The organism is Allobosea sp. 05T422_2, assembly GCF_056396265.1.
In genome coordinates this window covers 1-2,946 of sequence record NZ_JBFTLD010000430.1, presented here as the reverse complement: position 1 = coordinate 2,946, position 2,946 = coordinate 1, and the positions used below count along the sequence as shown (strand labels likewise).

4 protein-coding genes are annotated in these 2,946 nt (G+C 65.3%); all 4 read left to right on the top strand.

Going from position 1 to position 2,946, the window contains the following annotated elements; all coding sequences use genetic code 11:
* Positions 1-283 (top strand): winged helix-turn-helix domain-containing protein (locus AC1DJT_RS35570; RefSeq protein WP_476835946.1); only part of this gene is annotated, 283 nt, incomplete at its 5' end.
* A 72-nt stretch (positions 284-355) separates the two neighbouring features.
* A complete protein-coding gene (locus tag AC1DJT_RS35565; protein WP_476835945.1) occupies positions 356-2,152 on the top strand; it encodes a stimulus-sensing domain-containing protein in 1,797 nt (598 codons plus the stop codon).
* Positions 2,153-2,161: 9 nt separating this feature from the next.
* A complete protein-coding gene (locus AC1DJT_RS35560) occupies positions 2,162-2,629 on the top strand; it encodes a hypothetical protein (RefSeq protein WP_441491985.1) in 468 nt (155 codons plus the stop codon).
* Between the two features lie 110 nt (positions 2,630-2,739).
* The coding region (locus AC1DJT_RS35555; RefSeq protein WP_476835944.1) for a PTS sugar transporter subunit IIA at positions 2,740-2,946 on the top strand (207 nt) is incomplete at its 3' end.

Sequence of the window (2,946 nt, the reverse complement as noted above, 5' to 3'; positions counted from 1 at the left end):
GTTGCGCATGGACCCGGAGCGTCATACCTGCACCTGGAAGGGCGAGCCGGTCACGCTGACTGTCACCGAATTCCTGATCCTGCAGTCGCTGGCACAGCGTCCCGGCGTGGTGAAAAGCCGCAACGCCCTGATGGACGCCGCCTATGACGACGAGGTCTATGTCGACGACCGCACCATCGACAGCCATATCAAGCGGCTGCGCAAGAAGTTCAATCAGGTCGATGCCGAGTTCGACATGATCGAGACGCTGTACGGTGTCGGTTACCGCTTCAAGGAGATGTGAGAATCGCGATCGATGCCTTGACCTGCTCCGAGGGACACTTAACGGCCTTCGTGGAATTGGAACGCATCACGCATGGCGACGATTGAACAGGACAGACCCCGCGCCGAAGGCCGCCGCAGCCGTCCGGCGCTGCGGCGGCGCGTAGCGCTTGCGGGACGGCATGCCTGGCGCGCCATCTCGTCGCGCGCGGCCTCCAGCCTGACGCGTCGCATCGTCGTCCTCAATCTCGCCGGGCTCGTGGCACTGCTGCTCGGCTTTCTCTACCTCAATCAGTTCCGCGAAGGATTGATCGAGTCCCGGGTGCAAAGCCTGCTGACGCAGGGCGAGATCATTGCCGCCTCGATCGCGGCCTCCGCGACGGTCGAGACCGACACGATCACCATCGACGCCGATAAGTTGCTGCAGCTGCAAGCAGGTGAGAGCGCCGGCATTGCCGACGATCCGCTCGATTTCTCGATCAATCCCGAGAAAGTGGCGCCGCTGCTCAGGCGCCTGGTGACGCCGACCAAGACCCGTGCCCGCGTCTATGACAAGGACGGGATGCTGACGCTCGATTCGCGCAATCTCTATTCGCGCGGCGACGTGCTCCGCCTCGACTTGCCGCGCCTCGGCGAGCAGGACGAGGCGCCCTTGCTCGAGCGCACATGGAACATGCTGCGCAGCCGGCTCGGGCGTGCCGACGTGCCGGCCTATGACGATTTCGCCAATGCCAATGGCAAGTCCTATCCGGAGGTGGCACGCGCCTTGAGCGGCGTTCCAGCCAGTGTCGTGCGCGTCAATACGCGCGGGCAGACCATCGTCTCCGTCGCCGTGCCGGTCCAGCGCTTCCGGACCGTACGCGGAGCGCTTCTGCTCTCGACCCAAGGCGGCGACATCGACGGCATCATCGCCGGAGAACGCTACGCCATCATCCAGGTCTTTGCCGTTGCTGCGGGCGTGATGATCGTGCTGTCAGTGCTGCTGGCCGGCACGATCGCCGAGCCGATCCGCAAGCTCGCCGACGCTGCGCAGCGCGTGCGCAAGGGCGTGAAGTCGCGCGAGGAAATTCCCGATTTCACCAATCGCCACGACGAGATCGGACACCTGTCAGGCTCGCTGCGCGACATGACAAAGGCGCTCTACAACCGCATCGAGGCGATCGAGAGCTTCGCCGCCGATGTCGCCCATGAGCTCAAGAACCCGCTCACCTCACTGCGCAGTGCCGTGGAAACGCTGCCGCGCGTGAAGAACGACGATTCCCGCGGCCGGCTGCTCGCCGTGATCCAGCATGATGTCCGGCGCCTCGACCGCCTGATCTCGGATATTTCGGATGCGTCGCGGCTCGACGCGGAGCTGGCACGCAACGATGCCGCCCCCGTCGACATGGCCCAGGTCCTGGAAGCCGTGGTCAGCTTGCAGAACCAGACGCGTCGGGATGGCCAGCCCGGCATCGAGCTTTCGGTCGAGCGGCGCGGGCAGCGCCCTGGCGGACGTCAGGACTTCCTGGTGATGGGCCATGATTCCCGGCTCGGCCAGGTCATGGTCAATCTCATCGACAACGCCCGTTCCTTCTCGCAGCCCGGCAAGCCCGTGCGCGTCATACTGTCGCGCGTCGGACCCGATGTGCTGATCAGCGTCGAGGATGACGGGCCGGGCATCCCGCCCCACGCCATCGAGCGCATCTTCGAGCGCTTCTATACCGACCGACCGGACGAGGGCTTCGGGCAGAATTCCGGGCTCGGCCTTTCGATCTCACGCCAGATCGTCGAAGCCCATCGCGGCAGCATTCGGGCCGAGAACCGGCTCGACCGCTCGACCGGAGCGGAAGACCCGCCACGGCTCGGTGCCCGCTTCGTCGTACGGCTGCCTGCCGTTCAGCACATCGCCTGAGTTGCCGCCATGGACAATGCCAACACGGCCGCAACCGGCGAACGCGTGCATGCCAGCACGATTGCGATTGGAGAGGCCGGAATCATCATCCGCGGCCCATCCGGCGCCGGAAAATCGGTTCTGGCGCTGGCCCTCATCGCGCTCGCCAGGCAGGACGGCCTGTTTGCGCGCCTGGTCGCCGACGACCGGACCGAACTGAATGCGACTGGCGGCAGGTTGGTCGGCTACCCCGTCTCCCCGCTGGAGGGACTGATCGAGCGACGCGGTCTCGGCCTCACGCCCGAGCCCTACTTGCCCGGCGTCGTGATCCGGCTGATTGTCGATTGCAGCGGGGAGGAGCCGGAACGCATGCCTGAGCCGGAAGCGCTGGTGGAACGCCTGGCAGGTATCGACCTGCCGCGGCTGACCGTGAAGGGTCGGGCCGGTGACGAGCGGCTTGTCCTCACCGCCCTGCGCCTGTTCATGGGAGATGCGTGAGCCTTGTTTTCGACAAGATTCAATCCAGCTGTCTTGCCTAACCCGCGCGCCTGCCGCATAAACCGCGACCTTGTCCGGGCGCCTGCAAGCGCTCTCCGGTGCGATAGTGAATGATCGGACTCGTCCTTGTGACGCATGGGCATCTGGCGACCGAGTTCCGCTCAGCGCTCGAACATGTCGTCGGCCCCCAGCAAAACCTCGCCACCATCGCCATCGCCCCCGATGACGACATGGAGGCCCGTCGACGCGACATCATCGCGGCGGTCGAAGCCGTCGAGAACGGCAAGGGCGTGATCGTTCTCACCGACATGTTCGGT